A 17,741-nucleotide genomic window follows, 5' to 3' on the forward strand; every position below is an offset into this window, starting at 1 on the left:
TTTCATCCTTATCAATCAAGACGACGGCGTGTTTTCCATGCCGTTAAGCCAATAAATAAAATAGCGGAGGCGATAAGTAACAGCAGATTGGTGAACAAAACAATATAGATATCGCCTGCCAGAAATAGCGTTTGTAAGCTGCTGACAAAATAGCGCGCCGGAATGAAATAAGTCACGATTTGGACAAATATTGGCATGCTTGAGATTTCAAAAATAAAGCCTGATAGCATAATTGCTGGCAAAAATGCCGCATTTAATGCGACCATTGCGGCATTAAATTGATTGCGAGTGATGGTGGAAATCAATAGCCCCATTCCGAGAGCGGTCGCTAAATAGAGGCTAGTGATCAAAAACAGCACTAAGAGTGAGCCTCGATAAGGTATATTTAATAGTGATGTCGTGACAATCATACACAAGATCATCACAAAGGAGCCTAAGACTTGATAGGGTAATAATTTGGATAAAAGCAATTCGGTGCGTGTAATCTGTGTCGAGAGAAGGGCTTCCATTGTGCCGCGCTCCCATTCACGAGCAACAACCAGTGATGTCAAAATAGCTCCAACTACCGTCATTATGATACTAATGGCACCGGGTATAATGAAATGCTGACTAATTGCAGCTTCATTGAACCAATAACGCATATTTAACTCAATGAGGGGATCTGTGGGATAGCCTCGATTTTCACCTTGTTGTATCAACCACGTATACCAGATCCCTTTGGTGTAGGCTTGTACAAAGTTCGCAGTATTAGGCTCACTGCCGTCGGTAATCACTTGTATGGCGGCATGCCCTTCAGGACGTAGCAATTGGGCTGAGAAGTTCACGGGGATAACGATAATGCCGCGAATTTTGCCCGCTTGCATTTTTGCAATTAATTGTTGCCGATTATCGCTAACCGTAGCGTCAATAAAAGGGGAGCCTGTAAATGTATCGACGAGTTGGCGTGCTTCATGGCTTTGTTGATCCATCAAGATGCCAACACGTAATTGACTGGAATCCAAATTGATCCCATAACCAAAAATAAATAACAGCATTAGGGGGATCACAACGGCAATCAATGCACTACTGGGATCGCGTACGATTTGTTTGCTTTCTTTAATGCATAATGCACGGAGTCTACGCCAAGAAAAATGAGACGCGTTGGCGGTCATTGTTCCTCCCGCTGTTTATCATAATCAAGTATCAACCCAATAAAAGCATCTTCCATTGATGGATTTGGATGACTTTCACTAGCGACTTGCTGTTTTAGTTCATCTGGTGTACCTGCGGCAATGATCTTGCCGTGATACACTAATCCTATGCGATCACAATACTCTGCTTCATCCATAAAGTGAGTTGTCACCATGACGGTTACGCCTCTATCGACCATGCCGTTGATATGTAGCCAAAACTCACGTCGAGTGAGAGGGTCGACCCCCGATGTCGGTTCATCAAGAAATAAAATATCTGGCTCATGCATAAGGGAGCAGGCAAGGGCAAGGCGTTGTTTAAAGCCAAGAGGGAGTGAATCAGTTATTTGATTAATAATTGGCTTAAAATTAAAGGCCTCAACCATTTCAGCTATTTTATGTGTTTGATGCTTACCATGCAGACCATAAACACCAGAAAAGAATTTGAGATTCTGCCCAACCTTTAAATTGCTATAGAGCGAGAATTTTTGCGCCATATAGCCGAGGTGTTGCCGTGCTTTATCTGAGCTGGTCTTTAAATCCATTCCTAACACTAAGGCGTGACCTTCGGTTGGTCTCATCAATCCACACATCATTTTAAAGGTGGTTGACTTCCCCGCACCATTGGGGCCGAGTAAGCCAAAAATTTCACCGCGTTTTACTTGAAAATTGACGCTATCCGTCGCGGCAAAATCACCAAATTTTTTCGTTAGATCACGCGCTTCAATAACGGTTTCACTTGGATTAGCAGGGATTTGCGGCATGATAGCCGCCAATTCTGAGCGATGGGAAGGCCCCCCACCTAAGAGATCAATAAAAGCATCTTCAAAACGTGGCTCTGCCTCAATCAGCTTCCCATCAGGCATATGCAAACGGTGAAGTAGCGACGTTTTAGACGCATCAGGCTTTAATATTAAGCGGATATAACGCCCTTGGATCACGCCATCGCTGGTTTCCGGAAGAACGAGGGCATTTTGCAATATTGTACGTTTATTGGCGGCCGGAACATCTAATAAATAGGAGCGACCAACCATAGTTTGGGTCAGATCTTGAGGTTTCCCTGAAAAAAGCAATTGGCCTTGGTTAAGGAGCAAAACATTTTTGCACTGTTGGGCCTCATCAAGATAGGAGGTACTCCAAAGGATCAGCATCCCCTCATCGGCTAAAGTGTGTACCATTCGCCATAATTCGCGTCGTGCGATGGGATCAACCCCAACCCCAGGCTCGTCTAAAAGTAGCACCTTTGGTCTGCCAATCAGTGTGCAAGCTAACCCTAGCTTTTGTTTCATACCGCCGGATAATTTACCGGCAAGTCGACCTGTAAAATTTGTTAAATCAGTAAAGGTGAGCAACTGACGATAACTTTTCTCTCTCTCTTCACCGAGGACGCCACGTAAATCAGCATATAAATCAAGATTTTCTTGGACGGTCAGATCTTCATATAAGCCAAATTTTTGTGGCATATATCCTAAATTAGCATGCACTTGTACGCTGTCTTTAATCGGATCTAATCCCATTAGACTGATTGTGCCTGAATCAGGTTTTAATAAACCGGCAAGCATTATCATTAACGTCGTTTTGCCTGCACCGTCTGGGCCGACTAAACCCGTTACCGAGCCACCATAGATCTCGGCCGTTAAGCTCTCTACTGCGGGGGAGTCTAAACCCTGAAATGTTTTTTCAACCCCTTGAAGACGAATGCAGTCATCGTGCTTACTCATCATGCACTCTTATCACTGAATTTCAGCAAAGCGGATGGTAACTGGCATGCCTTGGCGTAGTGCCTCATCAGGATCGCTGACAACGATGCGTAGCCGATATACAAGATCAGTACGTAATTGCGGAGTTTGTACGCTTTTTGGCGTGAATTCAGCGGTTGGTGATACAAAACCAATGGTACCGTGATAAGGGGTATCTGGACGGCTATCGGTGTAGAGCAAAACTTCTCGACCAGGAACGGCCATCCCTAAATTAGGCTCATCGACATAAGCCCTTACCCAAACAGGCGTCGTGAGAGTGACACTAAATACAGTATTACCAGCACCGACAATGCTGCCAGGCTCAATGGCTCGCGTTAGGATGGTTCCATCTGAGGGGGCTGTTAATACGGTATCTTTTAAGTCTAATTCTGCCTGTGCAACAGCCGCTTCAGCTTGTAGCCATTCGCCTCGTGCAGCCGCTATCTCTTCTTGACGGAAACCGCTTTGATACTGGTTTAGTTTATCTTGTGCGGCTTTTAATGCGGCAAGTGCTTGATTTCGATTTGTCTTTGCATTGTCGAGCTCATTGGCAGAAATCACATGGGAGGCTGCGAGTCCTTTTTGGCGCTGGTAAAAACTTTCAGCGTATTTCCATGCCGCTTGTTTTTGGGCAACCTCTGCTTCAACTTGTGCAATTTCTTGAGTGCGATAGCCTTTTTCTTTCATAGCTAGCTGAGCTTTTGCACTGTCTCTAACGCCCTTTGCTTTGTTTAATGCGTTGATATAAGGCGCTTGGTCAAGCTGGCCTAAAGCTTGACTGGGGGTAACGCGCGCGCCTTCATCAACATTCAAAGACGCGAGCTTCCCACCAACACGAAAACCAAGGTTGACGGTTCGTACATCAACATTACCATATAAGATTAATGTTTTATCTTGCTGTGATTGATACCAATAATAACCACCCGCAGCGAGACCGATTACTATGACAATAAGAATTAAAAAGATTGAACGACGTTTATTGTTCATAATTAACCTTATTCTTCGTGTAGATTACATGTCTAAAAATAGATAGTTCGATAATCTATAACCGTTTTTTATGGATTAATGATATCACTTTTGTGCCTCTTTGCAATGACGCAATCCTTCCAACAAGATATTGGTGTGCTCTATCAGTACTTGGTTAATGATTTTATATTCCTCTTCATTGATATGTTTCCAGCCAGTTTGCCGAAGTAACGTCTCTCTTGCGATACGAAACGAGAGCGTTTCCCCTAAGATGGCATGGGTTTGGATTAAGGTGGTTAGGCTGTTGGGATCGGAGCCTATATAAATGGCAATAAGACGGTTTAATTTGGTGTAAATAGGTCCGAGAGCCTGCTCATGAATAATGGTATAGGCTTCGGTTGGGTTGAGTTGCTCTCTAGCGAGTATTCGAGAAAAACTCAGGTTCTTTTTTTCTAGCTGAAAGTAATTATAACCGACTAATGCTTTTTGCAAGAGTTTGATGGCCTCATCAGGAGGGGGATTGGTTTGACGAAGATATGTATCAATTTCCGCGGTTGTCTCGCTAAAGTTTTCTTTTATTGTGTTCGCAATCAATTGGGCTACAGCGAGATACAGCCCCTCTTTCGAACCAAAATAATAGGAAATGGCGGTAATATTTTGCCCCGAAACTTGAGCAATTTTGCGGGTTGTTGCTCCGTCGAGACCTAATTCACCATAGACATCTGCAGCTGAGCATAGCAACTGCACTCTGGCGTTTTCTCCTCGATGTGTTGACGGTGTGTTTGTAATCATGAAATTTCCTTAAACATTCAAAACTAAATATCAACCTAACAAGCTCTACACGGCTTTTTGCATAATTCAGTGACGGAAAACGACATATTCTAGTTTGTAATAGTTATATATACTATATTTGAGTAATTTTGTATTAATTTATTTTCTAAACTAAATTAATATACTTATTAGAGCCAAATAATGTTAGACTTCCCGCAATTGCACGGCAGTTTGCATCTTTTCTTCATCTACAATCCTTCCCCTCGAACTGCCTCTGATCATTCAGAGTGGTGAAGTCCGGAGTAATTTAATTTGACTAGTTTTTCAGACCTCGCATTAAACGAGGAAATTCTGCTCGCCATTAATGAGTTAGGCTACGAAGCCCCTACGCCTATCCAACAGCAAGCTATCCCAGCAGTCCTTGATGGTCACGACCTCTTAGCGAGTGCTCAAACAGGAACAGGGAAAACGGCGGGTTTTACCTTACCCATTTTACAAAAATTAATTTCGACTCCTAGAATTGGAAAAGATCGCAAACCGATTAGGGCATTGATCTTAACGCCGACACGTGAATTGGCTGCGCAAGTCGCTGAGAATGTTAAGGAATATAGCCGTCATTTAAGGATCCGCTCATTTGTCGTGTTTGGTGGTGTCAGCATCAACCCACAAATGATGAAGTTACGTGGTGGTGTTGATATTTTGATTGCGACGCCGGGGCGATTACTCGACCTAGAGCATCAAAATGCGGTCAATTTATCTCAAGTTGAGATCCTTGTTTTGGACGAAGCCGATCGTATGCTTGATATGGGGTTTATTCATGATATTCGCCGTGTGATCAGTAAGTTACCTAAAAAACGTCAAAACCTGCTGTTTTCAGCTACATTCTCTAATGAAATTAAACAATTAGCGAATAAATTACTGGATAACCCTGTGACGATCGAAGTCGCTCCTCGTAACTCGGCTTCTGAGCAAGTCACCCAGTTTGTCCATCATGTCGATAAGAAACGTAAAGCAGAGCTGTTATCTTACATGATAGGCCGTGAAAACTGGCAGCAAGTTCTTGTTTTTACACGCACAAAACATGGTGCGAACCGCCTTGCTGAACATCTAAATAAAGATGGCGTAAAAGCGGCGGCAATTCATGGTAATAAGAGCCAAGGCGCGCGTACACGTGCATTAGCAGATTTTAAATCAGGTGATGTTCGAGTACTGGTGGCGACAGATATTGCGGCACGTGGTTTAGATATCGAACAATTGCCGTATGTTGTTAACTTTGAACTGCCTAATGTAGCGGAAGATTATGTTCACCGTATTGGTCGTACAGGGCGAGCAGACGCAACAGGAATGGCTGTTTCACTGGTATGTGTTGATGAGTTAAAGCTGCTAAAAGATATTGAAAAGCTACTAAAAAAACCGGTTCCTGTTATGGCGATAGAAGGTTATGAGCCTGATCCTTCCATTAAACCTGAACCTATCCAAAAAGCGCCGCAGCGTAATAATGAAAGGCGTAGTGCAAATAAACGCCATAATACGTCTGTGAAGCCGCGCCGCGAACGTACTGGTGCTGATAGCTCAAAAGATAAATCGGCATCAGCCTCACCATGGAAAAGCGCACAAAAAAAAGTGCGTCAGGGACGCGGTGAAGGCTAATGCGTGTGTTACTTGCCCCGATGGAGGGGGTACTTGACTCGCTTGTGCGCTCCTTACTCAGTGAGGTCAATGATTACGATCTCTGTATTACTGAGTTTGTACGAGTTGTCGATACCTTTTTACCGGCAAAAACGTTTTATCGGTTATGTCCGGAATTGCGTCATGGCAGTCGGACACCATCAGGTACGTTAGTACGCGTTCAGTTATTGGGGCAGCACCCTCAGTGGTTAGCTGAAAACGCCTATAGGGCAGTTTCGCTGGGTTCATGGGGGGTAGATCTGAATTGTGGATGCCCCTCTAAAACCGTGAATGGCCATGGGGGTGGTGCAACTTTACTAAAGCAACCAGAGCTTATTTATCGTGCCGCAAAGGCGATGCGAGAGGCTGTTCCAGAGGAATTACCTGTTTCTGTTAAAGTCAGGTTAGGGTGGGATAATAGCCAATTTTGTCATGAAATCGCAGATGCCGTGGAGCAGGCTGGAGCGACGGAATTGACGGTGCATGGCCGTACCAAAGAAGATGGCTATCGAGCTGAAAAGATTAATTGGCAAGCTATTGGCGATATTCGTCGCCGCTTATCCATCCCTGTAATTGCCAATGGTGAGGTGTGGGATTATGAAAGTGCTCAGCACTGCCTAGCAATAACGGGATGTGATGCGATTATGATTGGGCGGGGCGCTCTGCATACGCCTAATTTAAGTCATGTCATAAAAAGCAATCAGCCCAAAATGGCTTGGGAGCACGTCGGCAGCTTGCTATTAAAATATACAGAGCTTGAAAAACAAGGAGATACGGGGAATTACCATGCCGCACGTATCAAGCAATGGTTAGGCTATTTACGTAAAGAATATCAGCAAGCAGACAGACTATTTTCTCTGATCCGAGCGCTAAAGAGTGCTCGCCAGATCGCCGAAGTGATCGAATCTGAAGTAAAAAAGCCAGCAAAAATGATGGAATTTTAATCATTCGGTTGTTTATGATTTGCTAAAATAGAGTATTAGTTCTTAACTTAAAGGGCTAATGGCTTTTTTAATCATGCTAAATTGACTTAAATCGTATGTCATAAGATGGCAAACTAACATGGTTAAAATCTATTTTTACCGTATTAATTCGTTTGGAGGTCGATGATGGGAGTCATTTCTTGGGTCATTTTTGGTCTGATTGCAGGGGTATTGGCTAAATGGATTATGCCAGGCACTTACCATATTGGTTTTATCATGACTATTGTACTCGGAATTGTTGGGTCTGTTGTGGGTGGCTACATCAGTACCTTCTTCGGTAAAGGTAAAGTAGACGGCTTCAATTTCGGTAGTTTTGTTGTTGCGGTTATCGGTGCGATCGTCGTGCTATTTTTAGCTGGGATATTTGCCAAATAGCGATTGACTAAACTTATCTCGATTTGAAAGAAATAACCCTCTCCGTGAATAGAGGGTTATTTTTTTGAATGCTATTTAATGTTGATTAAGTATTAATCCGATTTTTAGTTCAATTAATCTTTTGATTAGATGAATAATTAAGACTCTATAGGTAACCCATTGTCTTGGCCCCATTCTGCCCAAGAGCCATCATATAGCTTAACATTTGTGTTGCCTAATAGAGTCAGAGCCATGAGCACCACAGCCGCCGTCATACCAGAGCCACACGTTGTGACGGAAGGGGCATGAATATCAATACTTTGCTCTGCAAATAGGGCTTTAAGTTGGGCTGGTGATTTAAATTCACCATTTTCAACTAATTGATCCCAAGGCATGTTTTTACTACCGGGGATATGGCCCATACGTAGCCCTGGGCGAGGCTCAGGTGCTTGCGCTAAGAAACGTGCCGCGGCACGAGCATCAATAATTTGTACTTTTCCCTGTTCTACGAGGTTAAGCATTTGTGTTTGATTTAATGCGTTGTCACCGTGGCGCTGAGCGGTGTAGTGCTGTGGGGCTGGCGGCGTGACCTCACCGGATTCAGTTTGGAAACCGAGTGCTTTCCATGCTTCAATGCCACCCGCGAGAATTTTGACATTTTTATGGCCCATTGTGGTGAATGTCCACCACGCACGTGGTGCTGAGAATAAATTATTCTGGGCGTAAATAATAACCTGAGTGTTATTGTTAATTCCCATTTCACCGACCGCACGGCTAAAAGTTTCAGCATCAGGCAGCATATGAGGCAGGGGGGTTCGAGTATCAGCAACCTTATCTTGATCAAAAAACTGTGCGCTTGGAATATGCTCTTCTAACCAACGTTGTCGGCAATCATAGGGTGCTGTTGGGGGCGGAGATGAAGCATCTAGTACGATAAGGTTAGAGTCAGACAAATGGTCATGTAACCATTCGGGTGTTACAAAATAAGCGTCATACATAAATTATCTTCATCCTGAATGTAAATATTATTGAACCTGACCCGCTGAAGGTATAATTGAGGGTTGCTGTGCCTGACTCTGCTCAATAGGTGTCGTTGAGCGTGTATAAATATTCATGCCAGCTAAGACAATTCCACCGATGGAGCCGAATGCGCAGAGTGCGCAAAGCGCGATAACAACCTTTTTCATTTTTATAGCCTGAATTGAAGAAATAAACCCAAAGTATAACCCGATGTTTGTTGCAGACAAGTTAAATACTCTTTTTTGTGCGGATGGATCCGGAATTTGCCAACCTGTTCCCAATTTTATGGCATAATGGTTTTTTAAACAGTAGTTTTTGCGAGCGCCTTCGTAAGCATATATTGTTTAATTCGATGTTATTGACCTACTTGGTTATCCTATATCTTCTAATGTGAACAGCAGTGAGCCTATGTCCCTGTCAAATAAAATGAAAGAACATATAACCCAATGGTACAAAGGGTTATCACAGCACATTGACGGGTTCGTATCCCGCGCGCCTCAGCGCCAAATGATTGCTGAAGTTGCTAAAAATTTGGCGGACGAAGAAGGGCGGCATTTGGTTATTGAGGCTCCTACAGGGGTTGGTAAAACATTATCTTATTTGATACCGGGTATTGCTGTTGGCCGAGAAGAAGGCAAAACATTGGTTGTCAGTACTGCGAATGTTGCATTACAAGATCAAATATTCAGTAAGGATCTGCCCTTACTCAGTAAAATTATTCCTGATCTTAAATATACAGGGGCTTTTGGGCGAGCACGCTATGTGTGTCCACGCAATCTGGAAGCAATCTGTGCCGCAGAAGGCGAACAAATTGACTTAATGTTGCTGGTGGAAGATAAAACCGAAATCGCAAACAGTGAAGAGAGAGCGATTTGCCAGCAGCTACGTAATGATTTTCATAGTTTTGCATGGGATGGCTTACGGGATCACCATAAGCGTGCTTTTAGCGATAGCTTATGGCGTAAGGTCAGCACTGACAAAATGAACTGCTTAGGCCGTAATTGCCAATTTTATCAGCGTTGTCCCTTTTTTATTGCTCGGCGGGAAATTGAAGATGCGGATGTGGTGGTTGCAAACCATGCGCTGGTGATGGCGGCAATGGAAAGTGAATCGGTATTACCAGATCCTAAAAAACTCCTTTTAGTACTGGATGAGGGGCATCATGTGCCTGACGTAGCAAGGGATGCGTTGGAAGTGGAAGGCGAGATCACACTCGTTCAATTAACAGCACAGGTGGATAATTTTCTTCATCATGTGGGGCAATATCTCGCTCAGTTTAGGCCAGCCAAGCCGCCAAAATTAGCGAACCCAGAGCGGTTACAGCAGCACGCGGAAAAGTTAAGAGAAGCATTTCGTGATTTTTCGCTACTAACCAACGCATTATTACCAGAAACCTCAAAGGATAATGAGTACTTATTTCCGATGGGGCTGTTGCCTGAGGCAATGCAGCTATGTTGCCAAGAACTTTTCAAACTGACCGACGGGCTAAGAGGGTTAGCGGAATCAATTCTCAATGATTTAACCGAGCAAACGGCTAAACAGGATATTGTTCGCTTACATCGCTCTATTCTATTAACTAGCCGAGCAATGGGATATTTTGAAAATATGGCGAAATTATGGCGGTTAGCGTCAATTGACCAAACATCAGGAGCGCCAATTTCGAAATGGCTTAGCCGTCGTTATGAGAAAAACCAGTCTCGTTTATTTCTGCACTGTGCTGGGATACGGGTTAGTGAGCAATTACAGCAGCTATTATGGCGCAATGTGCCACACATCGTGATCACATCAGCGACGTTACGCTCACTTAATAGCTACTCTCGTTTTCAAGAATTGAGTGGGTTATCAGAAAAAAGTGATGACCGTTTTGTGACGCTGTCTTCACCCTTTAATCATATTGAACAGGGTAAACTGATTATTCCTCAAATGAAGTACGAACCAACTATCTCGAATGAAGAGCTACATTTAGCGGAGATGGCAACGTATTTCCGGCATCAATTAGAAAAAGGTACTCATCGAGGTATGCTAGTGTTGTTTAGTAGCCAGCGAGCGATGGAAGGGTTTCTGGAACATGTAAAAGATTTACGTCTACAATTGTTAGTGCAAGGGGATCAGCCGCGCTATCGGTTAGTTGAAACCCATTGTGACAGGATCAATAAAGGGTTAACCAGTGTACTGATAGGGTTGCAGTCATTTGCGGAGGGGCTTGATTTAAAAGGTGAGTATTTAACACAGGTACATATCCATAAAATCGCTTTTCCACCGGTGACTAACCCCGTGATTATTACTGAAGGTGAATGGTTAAAATCGCTTAAACGTTATCCGTTTGAAGTACAAAGTTTACCAAGTGCATCATTTAATTTGATTCAACAAGCAGGAAGGTTGATCCGTAGCCATGAATGCTATGGTGAGATTGTTATCTATGATAATCGATTGATCACCAAAAATTATGGTAAGCGGTTGCTGAACGCATTACCCGTGTTCCCAATTGAACGGCCGGCTATGCCAAGCGGTACGTAACGTTAACGTCTTTCTTAATAGTATAATAACAATAAGGCCACACATTAGTGTGGCCAAGGGGTCAATCAACGTTGACTATTTTTATCGACATTACTCAATATTAGCTTCTAAGAACCATAAGAACTTATCGAGGTCGCGTGATGCCGCAGTAAACATATCCGCGGTATCCTCATCTTCGACTTCATCGATAGCTTTACGAATATCGTTAGCCACAACCGCATAACGGTCTGCTAATGCTTTTAGATGATCTTGAACATCGTGGATATCAATTGGATAAGCTTCTAACGATGTAAATTTATTGACTTGCTGAGTCGTACCAATTGCAACTCCACCAAGTTGTACAGCACGCTCAGCAAATTCATCAAGGTGCTCAACTAAAGTGGTACGGAAGCCATCTAGCATTTCATGTACGGCAATAAAGTTACGACCGCGCATATTCCAATGTGCTTGTTTGGTCATTAAAGAAAGATCAGTAAAATGGATGACCATAACATTCAAAATATTGATAGACTCTAATTTAACGCTATCCTCAACATCATTGCGGGTATATAAAAGATTTGCTTGAGGTGCTTTTACTAATTTAGCTGTACTCATAATCTTCCCCTTATAAGTAATTAATTATTCAATAATCTGTTTCTGTTAATTAATATAAAACAACAGAACCAACTTGTCATAATGTAATATTCTATTACTTTGATAGGTAAAATTGATAACGGCTTATAATTAAATAAACGCTTAATAAATATTACTATAGGATTAATAAGCTAATATTTCAATGATATTAAAGAAAGTTTACAATAAATAAGGTTAATAAAGAAAATGTTGTTAACTTTATTAACCTTTATACAAATTAAATAATAAAGAAATTTCTTCCTCTATTTATTTAAGAAACCTCTTCTATTTTTGTTTTAGGGCGTGCTGTGGATGTTGAGCCTATTGAGGCAAAAACAATACATAATAGTGCTAACCATTGAGTAACGGTTAAATGCTCTTGGAGGAAGACAATTCCAAGGAATGCCCCCATACAAGGCTCAAGGCTCATCAAAGTCCCGAAGGTTTTTGCTGGAAGTCGGGTAAGCGCTATCATCTCTAAGGTATAAGGAAAGGCTGTAGAGAGAACAGCAACAGCCAACGCCAACGGCAAAATAGCAGGGTCAAACATGACCTCAACACCTGTCTGCATTAACCCAATAGGGAAAAAGATCAGGGTTGAAATAAAGGAGCCTATTGCTACGGTTGCGGCACCATAACCTGCGCCAGCCCGTTGGCCAAAAATAATATAGATCCCCCAACAAACGCCCGCACCAAGGGCATATAAGGCACCGACAAGATCTAGGCCATTAATATCATCACCGATAGGCAATAAAAAGAGCAGCCCAACGATGACCAACGCTATCCATAAAAAGTCAATGGGGCGGCGGGATGAAAACATTGCGACAGCCAGTGGCCCTGTAAACTCAAGTGCTACCGCGATCCCAAGTGGAATTCGTTCTAAGGATAAATAAAACAAATAGTTCATGGTCCCCAAAGAAAGACCATAAGTTAACAGGGGAATAAGAGAGTTTCGCCTAAACTTTAATCGCCAAGGTTTAAAAATGACAAATAAAATAATGGTCGCAAGCAATAAGCGTAGCCCAGTCACTCCTGGTGCACCGATAACAGGAAACAGTGTTTTAGCTAGAGATGCTCCGCTCTGAATTGAGGTCATTGCCAGTAATAGCAATCCCACGGGTAATAGAGGAAAGGCACTCTTTTTAGTATCGGCAGACATGGATCGTTGAACCTCAGAAATACGTAATAAAATCAGCAAAAAAATGGCTGATTATTCTTCAATAAAAGAAAATTTTGACAAAGAAAATGTACGTGCTGACTATTAACAACTCAGGTACATAACATAAGCGGTGATTATGACATAAATTTAACATGGATAATATGTATTTATAAAATAGAGAGCACGATAAAACATAGCATTTAATATTTATTTTGTTGACTATATACCCCATGTGTAGGCGCTTTAATTAATTTTAGACAGAGTTTTATATGTTGATGAGGGTGGGATGAGAATGTGTGTTGAGCTTATCCTTATGTAACGTATAATTATTTTCCATAAAAACACGATAAAAACGAGGAAAAAATGAGAAAAATTAACAGTATTGCCGTTTATTGTGGTTCCAGCATGGGAGCTAATGAAGTTTATAAGCAACAGGCGATTAAATTTGCAGAAGAAATGGTCAAGCGCAATATTACTTTAGTTTATGGTGGGGCAAGCGTTGGTATTATGGGCACGGTGGCCGACACTATTTTATCTCAAGGTGGTCAAGCAATTGGAGTTATTCCTTCACTACTTGAAGAGCGTGAAATTTCTCATAAAAATCTGACTAAATTGTATAAAGTTGACACGATGCATCAACGTAAAAGTAAGATGATTGAGCTTGCCGATGGCTTTGTTGCTCTACCTGGAGGTTACGGCACTCTTGAGGAATTTAGTGAGGTGTTCACTTGGAGTCAAATAGGGCTACACACTAAGCCTTGTGGGCTATTTAATATTAATAACTATTGGCAGCCACTAATTGATATGACGAACAAAATGGCTGATGAGGCTTTTTTACAGGAAAAATATCGCCATATGGCGATAGTTGAAAATGATCCAGCAGCTCTACTCGATCGTTTTGAAACCTATCTTGCGCCATCGGTTAAAACTTATGATTAAACTTCGGTGAGGTATTTATGATCCGCTGTGCAGTAAAACACGATATTGAAGCTGTGCTGTCTCTCTATGAGCTGTTATTTACTGAAATGGCAGCGCTTGATAGTGAAAGAATGCAGCCTGCTAAACAGATGAGAGATTTTGTTGAAAATACCATTAGTGATGAAAACTTTCATTTGCTCGTGGCGGAATATGATGGGCAAGTTAAAGGCTTTTGCATTGCTCAAAAGCAAACGGCACCGCCTTATAATTGTATGGTTCCTCGGCAATTTGCCTATATTTTTGACCTTGTCGTATCTCCCGAGTTGAGAGGCCAAAAAGTGGGGCATCAATTAATTGAGCAAATGAAAACATGGGTAAAAGACAATCAATTAAGCCATTTAGAGCTTACTGTGTTAGCACAAAACCATAAGGCAATTAAGTTTTATGAGAGAGAGGGGTTAACAGAAATCACGCGTACCATGGGAATTAAGTTATAAAATACCATTGATGGTCTAATAATAAATATTAGGCCATCACGACATTATAAATAAATTCTATCTTTTATTATCGCGATATTAAGTTGCCTTAGCGAGCAATATTTTTATTTAGAACTTAAAGTTCATCATACGACTTTTTAATTCCATTTATTATATCGCCATAATAGCAATAATAAGTATTGGTATATTGTGGCATAACCGATAAATGCTTACCTCGTTTGATTATATACAGGGCTGGATGGATTACTATTCATCTAGGGTGATGCAATCAGTACAAGATCTAAGCGAATGATTGTGGCATAATGCGCCGCTATTTGGTTGGGTATCCTCGACATCGTAAATTAAAGGCATAGAAGTGTTACAGACAAGCAATATCACTATGCAGTTTGGCAGTAAGCCGCTGTTTGAAAATATTTCCGTTAAATTCGGAACAGGGAACCGTTATGGTTTAATCGGGGCAAATGGCGCCGGTAAATCGACATTTATGAAGATATTAGGGGGCGATCTTATACCAACTGCGGGGAATGTGAGTACCACTGACCCTAATGAGCGCATTGGTAAACTTCGTCAGGATCAATTTGCCTTCGAAGAATACACAGTGCTTGATACTGTCATTATGGGGCATGTTGAGCTATGGAATGTAAAACAAGAGCGCGACCGTATTTACGCACTTCCTGAAATGAGTGAGGAAGATGGCTACCGCGTTGCTGATCTTGAAGTTGCTTACGGTGAAATGGATGGCTACAGTGCGGAAGCTCGTGCGGGTGAACTGTTACTCGGTGTGGGCATTCCTGTCGAGCAGCATTACGGTCCGATGAGTGAAGTCGCTCCAGGTTGGAAATTACGGGTACTGTTGGCTCAAGCACTGTTCTCAGATCCCGATATTTTGTTACTCGATGAACCAACCAACAACTTGGATATTGATACTATTCGTTGGTTAGAGCAAGTGTTGAACGATCGTAATTGCACTATGGTCATTATTTCCCATGATAGGCACTTCTTGAATACGGTTTGCACGCATATGGCTGACTTAGATTACGGTGAATTGCGTTTGTTCACGGGTAACTATGATGAGTATATGATTGCTGCAACACAAGCCAGAGAGCGCCTACTTGCAGATAATGCGAAGAAAAAAGCGCAAATTGCCGAATTGCAATCCTTTGTGAGTCGCTTTAGTGCGAATGCTTCAAAATCAAAACAGGCCACTTCTCGAGCACGTCAAATTGATAAAATTCAGCTTGAGGAAGTTAAAGCTTCTAGCCGTCAAAACCCATTCATTCGTTTTGAACAAGAGAAAAAATTATTCCGTAATGCCCTTGAGTTGGAAGGGGTGACGAATGGTTATGATCAAGCTCCGCTGTTTAAAAACTTAAATTTATTACTTGAAGTAGGGGAAAAAATGGCGGTTATCGGTGCGAACGGTATCGGTAAAACCACATTTTTGAAAACACTCGTTGGCGAACTTCCTCCTAAGAGTGGTACGGTTAAGTGGTCTGAAAATAGTGCTATTGGTTATTATGCACAAGATCATGCAGAAGACTTCGAAACAGATCTGACCGTTTTTGACTGGATGAGTCAGTGGAAAAGTGAAGGCGATGATGAACAAGCGGTTCGCAGTGTTTTAGGACGCTTACTCTTCACTCAAGATGACATCAAGAAAAAAGTATCAGTACTGTCGGGGGGTGAGCAGGGTCGTATGTTATTTGGTAAGCTAATGATGCAACAACCAAATATCTTAATTATGGATGAACCTACCAACCACTTGGATATGGAATCTATTGAGTCCTTAAACCTAGCCTTAGAGCTTTATAAAGGCACATTGATTTTTGTCTCTCACGACCGTGAATTTGTCAGTTCATTAGCAAGTCGTATCTTAGAAATCAAAGAAGATAAAGTCATTGATTTCAAAGGAACTTATGATGAATATTTGAAGAGCCAAGGTGTGATTGAATAAGTTTACTGGCGTCAGATAGTCAATGGAAGACCTAGCTTTAAGCTAGGTCTGAGATGACTGAACCTGCAATTTAAATGGCATCGTTACCTGTTTTAGATAGGTTAAATTACCCAATAAAGTAGGTAATATTAAAAAATTAGTGAAATTTGCAGCAAGCCCTCGACCCGTTTTGGCGTCTTCATGTGGTTTCGTCAACCGAAAATGACATTCAGTGCCGCTAGGGTTATTTTCGGCTCTCCATTACGAAATACTCAAAAACGCATTTCCTCAAGTAATACGCATTCAGCTTAACCCAACTGACAATATCGTTTTCACTAAACATTTCCCGCGAGCAGTTTTAATGGTCTGTGACCACATAATGTAACTTTCTACTTTGGTAGCGAGTGCTAGAGGTAGTGGCTCCTCTGAGAGATATCATTAAGTTTATTATAACTCAATATTAAGCGATATATGGTGATCTCAATATAAAACATGTGCTGTATTAGGAAATAGCCTCAGAGCCATTGTCATTAATTTATTTGTATAAAATATCTTTTCAATGTTTTATATCCCTATAAATTAAGTCGATATTAACATGTTGTTGTATTTTAATAAGAAGTAGTTAAAAAATGAGTAAATAGATGTACATGATTTACAATTGACTTTTTACTCATAATTTGATGGTTAATTGTTGAGCGGTCATAACTTAAATGACCAAAAATATGCCTTATTTTTATAATATATATCGTCATAAAATCACCAGAAGTGAGTAATTGTGGTGATTTTCATCTTCTAATAAAGATCATCAAAATTAGATCATCATAACTCATTGTAATCAAATGAGATTATTTTTTTGTATTGATGGTTTTTTTTATATTTAGATAAAGTGAGATTTTCACAGGTATTTAAATAATAAATTAAATTCGTATAATTATCGCGACAAAAGGAAGTAGTAAGTATTAGTCTTAAATATCAGGAGTGGAGACGCTATATGCATATAGAAAAATTTAATTATTCTAGCACCAATGATGGTAAGTCTATTACAAAGATAGTTGGTGCCTCCATGAAAAGAGCAAGAAGAGAAAAGGGATTATCTGGATATGAAATTGCAGTTAAATTAAATATCTCTCAACAACAAATCTCGAGATATGAAAGGGGAATTAATCATATTAGTGTCGATACGCTATTTAATTTTATATTAGCGCTAGATATTAGTTATGAAATCTTAATTCAATATATATTAGAAGAAATGAAGTTAAGTGATATTTATATATTAGATATTAACAATGCCAGTAGGAATGACTTTTTAGTTATATAAATTCTTTTTATTTAAAATCATATGTAAGAATAAACATAATATCCATATTGGATATTATGTTTATTTTCTCAATGGGAAATAAAACGAAACAATACCCCTTATTATAATGGGTATCTA

At 41.0% G+C, this 17,741-nt stretch carries 16 protein-coding genes; 8 read left to right on the top strand and 8 right to left on the bottom strand.

Features of this window, described 5'->3' with window-relative positions:
• Nucleotides 1–11: 11 nt before the first annotated feature.
• From PSF11_RS00775 to cecR, 4 genes are all read right to left on the bottom strand, one after another.
• Nucleotides 12–1,151 (bottom strand): ABC transporter permease, encoded by a 1,140-nt coding sequence (locus PSF11_RS00775; protein WP_004917851.1) that lies wholly within the window; start codon nucleotides 1,149–1,151, stop codon nucleotides 12–14.
• Entirely contained in the window at nucleotides 1,148–2,890 is a 1,743-nt protein-coding gene (locus tag PSF11_RS00780) for an ATP-binding cassette domain-containing protein (protein WP_072502927.1), read from the bottom strand. Before PSF11_RS00780 ends, PSF11_RS00775 begins: the two co-directional genes overlap by 4 nt.
• 12 nt (nucleotides 2,891–2,902) lie before the next feature.
• Complete coding sequence (hlyD, locus tag PSF11_RS00785; RefSeq protein ID WP_014657775.1) at nucleotides 2,903–3,895, bottom strand: secretion protein HlyD; 993 nt, start codon at nucleotides 3,893–3,895, stop codon at nucleotides 2,903–2,905.
• A gap of 84 nt (nucleotides 3,896–3,979) precedes the next feature.
• Nucleotides 3,980–4,666, bottom strand: coding sequence for a transcriptional regulator CecR (gene cecR, locus PSF11_RS00790; RefSeq protein ID WP_272682726.1), 687 nt, complete (start codon nucleotides 4,664–4,666; stop codon nucleotides 3,980–3,982).
• Between the two features lie 291 nt (nucleotides 4,667–4,957).
• On the opposite strand from cecR, the gene rhlE reads away from it, so the two are divergent.
• From rhlE to PSF11_RS00805, 3 genes are all read left to right on the top strand, one after another.
• Complete coding sequence (rhlE, locus tag PSF11_RS00795) at nucleotides 4,958–6,295, top strand: ATP-dependent RNA helicase RhlE (protein WP_036943538.1); 1,338 nt, start codon at nucleotides 4,958–4,960, stop codon at nucleotides 6,293–6,295.
• Nucleotides 6,295–7,257, top strand: coding sequence for a tRNA dihydrouridine(16) synthase DusC (gene dusC / locus PSF11_RS00800; protein WP_072502928.1), 963 nt, complete (start codon nucleotides 6,295–6,297; stop codon nucleotides 7,255–7,257). Before rhlE ends, dusC begins: the two co-directional genes overlap by 1 nt.
• Nucleotides 7,258–7,422: 165 nt before the next feature.
• Nucleotides 7,423–7,671, top strand: coding sequence for a GlsB/YeaQ/YmgE family stress response membrane protein (locus PSF11_RS00805; protein ID WP_014657779.1), 249 nt, complete (start codon nucleotides 7,423–7,425; stop codon nucleotides 7,669–7,671).
• Nucleotides 7,672–7,808: 137 nt separating this feature from the next.
• On the opposite strand, the gene sseA is transcribed toward PSF11_RS00805, so the two are convergent.
• Complete coding sequence (gene sseA / locus PSF11_RS00810; protein WP_072502929.1) at nucleotides 7,809–8,648, bottom strand: 3-mercaptopyruvate sulfurtransferase; 840 nt, start codon at nucleotides 8,646–8,648, stop codon at nucleotides 7,809–7,811.
• 27 nt (nucleotides 8,649–8,675) lie between these two features.
• Nucleotides 8,676–8,837: a hypothetical protein gene (locus tag PSF11_RS00815; protein WP_014657780.1), complete on the bottom strand. Its 162-nt coding sequence runs from the start codon at nucleotides 8,835–8,837 to the stop codon at nucleotides 8,676–8,678.
• Between the two features lie 241 nt (nucleotides 8,838–9,078).
• On the opposite strand from PSF11_RS00815, the gene dinG reads away from it, so the two are divergent.
• The gene (gene dinG / locus PSF11_RS00820) at nucleotides 9,079–11,187 is read left to right on the top strand and encodes an ATP-dependent DNA helicase DinG (RefSeq protein ID WP_014657781.1); all 2,109 of its coding nucleotides are present in this window, start codon (nucleotides 9,079–9,081) and stop codon (nucleotides 11,185–11,187) included.
• A 90-nt stretch (nucleotides 11,188–11,277) separates the two neighbouring features.
• On the opposite strand, the gene dps is transcribed toward dinG, so the two are convergent.
• Both dps and rhtA read right to left on the bottom strand, forming a co-directional pair.
• Complete coding sequence (dps, locus tag PSF11_RS00825) at nucleotides 11,278–11,781, bottom strand: DNA starvation/stationary phase protection protein Dps (RefSeq protein ID WP_004917871.1); 504 nt, start codon at nucleotides 11,779–11,781, stop codon at nucleotides 11,278–11,280.
• A 289-nt stretch (nucleotides 11,782–12,070) separates the two neighbouring features.
• A complete protein-coding gene (gene rhtA / locus PSF11_RS00830) occupies nucleotides 12,071–12,958 on the bottom strand; it encodes a threonine/homoserine exporter RhtA (RefSeq protein WP_072502930.1) in 888 nt (295 codons plus the stop codon).
• A 363-nt stretch (nucleotides 12,959–13,321) separates the two neighbouring features.
• Between rhtA and PSF11_RS00835 the strand changes: the two genes are divergently transcribed.
• The 4 genes from PSF11_RS00835 to PSF11_RS00850 all read left to right on the top strand — a co-directional run bounded on the left by PSF11_RS00835 (nucleotide 13,322) and on the right by PSF11_RS00850 (nucleotide 17,624).
• Nucleotides 13,322–13,897, top strand: coding sequence for a TIGR00730 family Rossman fold protein (locus PSF11_RS00835; RefSeq protein ID WP_004917874.1), 576 nt, complete (start codon nucleotides 13,322–13,324; stop codon nucleotides 13,895–13,897).
• Nucleotides 13,898–13,914: 17 nt separating this feature from the next.
• Complete coding sequence (locus PSF11_RS00840; RefSeq protein ID WP_272682727.1) at nucleotides 13,915–14,373, top strand: GNAT family N-acetyltransferase; 459 nt, start codon at nucleotides 13,915–13,917, stop codon at nucleotides 14,371–14,373.
• A gap of 355 nt (nucleotides 14,374–14,728) precedes the next feature.
• Entirely contained in the window at nucleotides 14,729–16,327 is a 1,599-nt protein-coding gene (locus PSF11_RS00845) for an ABC-F family ATPase (protein ID WP_014657783.1), read from the top strand.
• A gap of 970 nt (nucleotides 16,328–17,297) precedes the next feature.
• Nucleotides 17,298–17,624, top strand: coding sequence for a helix-turn-helix domain-containing protein (locus tag PSF11_RS00850; protein WP_004917882.1), 327 nt, complete (start codon nucleotides 17,298–17,300; stop codon nucleotides 17,622–17,624).
• The last annotated feature ends 117 nt before the right edge of the window (nucleotides 17,625–17,741 follow it).

The sequence above is a fragment of the Providencia sp. PROV119 genome, from assembly GCF_028482435.1.
In the GTDB taxonomy this organism is placed as follows: Bacteria; Pseudomonadota; Gammaproteobacteria; order Enterobacterales; family Enterobacteriaceae; genus Providencia; species Providencia stuartii.

Coding starts and splice junctions, on each gene's coding strand:
- PSF11_RS00775 (WP_004917851.1), bottom strand. CDS start 1,151: ATGACCGCCAACGCGTCTCATTTTTCTTGGCGTAGACTCCGTGCATTA.
- PSF11_RS00780 (WP_072502927.1), bottom strand. CDS start 2,890: ATGAGTAAGCACGATGACTGCATTCGTCTTCAAGGGGTTGAAAAAACA.
- hlyD (WP_014657775.1), bottom strand. CDS start 3,895: ATGAACAATAAACGTCGTTCAATCTTTTTAATTCTTATTGTCATAGTA.
- cecR (WP_272682726.1), bottom strand. CDS start 4,666: ATGATTACAAACACACCGTCAACACATCGAGGAGAAAACGCCAGAGTG.
- dusC (WP_072502928.1), top strand. CDS start 6,295: ATGCGTGTGTTACTTGCCCCGATGGAGGGGGTACTTGACTCGCTTGTG.
- PSF11_RS00805 (WP_014657779.1), top strand. CDS start 7,423: ATGGGAGTCATTTCTTGGGTCATTTTTGGTCTGATTGCAGGGGTATTG.
- sseA (WP_072502929.1), bottom strand. CDS start 8,648: ATGTATGACGCTTATTTTGTAACACCCGAATGGTTACATGACCATTTG.
- PSF11_RS00815 (WP_014657780.1), bottom strand. CDS start 8,837: ATGAAAAAGGTTGTTATCGCGCTTTGCGCACTCTGCGCATTCGGCTCC.
- dinG (WP_014657781.1), top strand. CDS start 9,079: ATGTCCCTGTCAAATAAAATGAAAGAACATATAACCCAATGGTACAAA.
- dps (WP_004917871.1), bottom strand. CDS start 11,781: ATGAGTACAGCTAAATTAGTAAAAGCACCTCAAGCAAATCTTTTATAT.
- rhtA (WP_072502930.1), bottom strand. CDS start 12,958: ATGTCTGCCGATACTAAAAAGAGTGCCTTTCCTCTATTACCCGTGGGA.
- PSF11_RS00835 (WP_004917874.1), top strand. CDS start 13,322: ATGAGAAAAATTAACAGTATTGCCGTTTATTGTGGTTCCAGCATGGGA.
- PSF11_RS00840 (WP_272682727.1), top strand. CDS start 13,915: ATGATCCGCTGTGCAGTAAAACACGATATTGAAGCTGTGCTGTCTCTC.
- PSF11_RS00850 (WP_004917882.1), top strand. CDS start 17,298: ATGCATATAGAAAAATTTAATTATTCTAGCACCAATGATGGTAAGTCT.